The 1,489-nt window shown below is 31.2% G+C and carries 1 protein-coding gene and 1 pseudogene; both read right to left on the bottom strand.

Annotation, left to right across the window (positions count from 1 at the left end):
• Positions 1-448: 448 nt before the first annotated feature.
• The gene (locus ACJ5GX_RS00340) at positions 449-1,294 is read right to left on the bottom strand and encodes a hypothetical protein (RefSeq protein ID WP_052264817.1); all 846 of its coding nucleotides are present in this window, start codon (positions 1,292-1,294) and stop codon (positions 449-451) included.
• A gap of 107 nt (positions 1,295-1,401) precedes the next feature.
• Positions 1,402-1,489: pseudogene (locus ACJ5GX_RS00335) on the bottom strand (IS200/IS605-like element ISW1 family transposase); the annotation flags it as partial.

Below are 1,489 nucleotides of genomic sequence, written 5' to 3'. Positions count from 1 at the left end.
CCAAGTACAGCATCTCCAAATTCATTTTCAGCCCATTCATTATTCCTGTTTGCCATTTTTTACCCTCAATGTTTGCAAACTTTAATGTTGTAATACTTTATTTTTATGTCCATTTATATTTGTGGGTAATAGTAAGATTATAATTACAATTAGAGATATTTTAAGAGCTCAAAATCTATCTTTAGTCTGCAGACTTTTTAATCAAATTTATTAAAAAATATATTCTTCAGTGTATATCTGTCGTATATGCACTGCATTTTTTTCTAACTTTTTTTACACAGGAGGATTTTATGTCCAGAATTCCAGATACTTGACCTTTACTTTAAAACCAACTGGCGCCTATGGTTTTTATAAAAAGATTACAGGAAATAAAAATACTCTAGAGAACATGAAATAAGGATACTGAAATATAAGCTGCCTATATTTGCAAGCAGCTCATAAAGTCTTCTTATTTACTTACTCCTTGGGCAGAAGAAAGTTGTTTTGATATAGTCACACTTTCCATACTTGTTGAAGGATTCTGTGAAACTTTTACTATTTCAGAACCTTCTTTACGTAAGTAGGATAGTGCATCATACAAGGACTTCACTTCGTATTGTTTTCCTACTTTTACTTCTTTATGTGCAGCTATTTGCTCCCAAGTGATATCATTGCTTTCAATAAGCTTGATAGAACCGTCATCACTAATATTAATTTTCATTTTACATTCTTTTTCTTCATCGTACCAATTCAAAGTCATGTTATATGAGCCATTAGCTACTTCATAAATTCTTACTCCATGCTCATCAACTCGTCCACGCATTCCTCTTTTTTCATCTCCAGGTAGCAACAATGTAACCGCCGTTATCCTATTGCTTTCAAAAAAATCATTAGTTAAAATATTACTAATGTTTATTTTTCCTTTATTATCATTCAGCACAGTTCTTGCAGTCAACATAGTTCTAATTGGACTTCTCACTCTAAGCTGTACAGATTCTACATCACTGTTTTCTATGTGTTGAGCAATTTCTTGCTTAGTTTCATCAATAATCTTGCCTTTTAGATATTTACCGTGATTTTCATTTTCTGAATTATAAGGAGAGCTATCAGCAAGAATTCGCCTTTTTGACTCTTCATCATCACAATCTAAATATTCAATTTTGCGGTCATGCTTGGTACCTAAAAATGGATGATCATCTGCTCTCACCCTATTATTCGGAGGAAAATTGAAAGTCCTATTCGGTTTATCACTCGATACTGATTCAGATATACCTTGAACAGCTTCAAAACTTTTTTTAAAAGAATTAGTTAACATTATATACCCCCTTATTCTATAAATAGTCTTATCTTAGAATGTTTTTAACATATGTCAATTCAACCACTATGGATTAAAATCCAAAGATTGAGAGAGAGCATAGAATGCTAACTTTCGACTTGAAAGTCACCAAATTTATCTTCTTTTTTAGAGTGATTTTCAATATAATTTTTTATCATTTCGTCAGTTACATTT

It is taken from the genome of Wolbachia endosymbiont of Tuta absoluta, assembly GCF_059414725.1.
The sequence above is the reverse complement of the archived record's forward strand: the minus strand, read 5'-3'. Positions and strand labels throughout refer to the sequence as shown.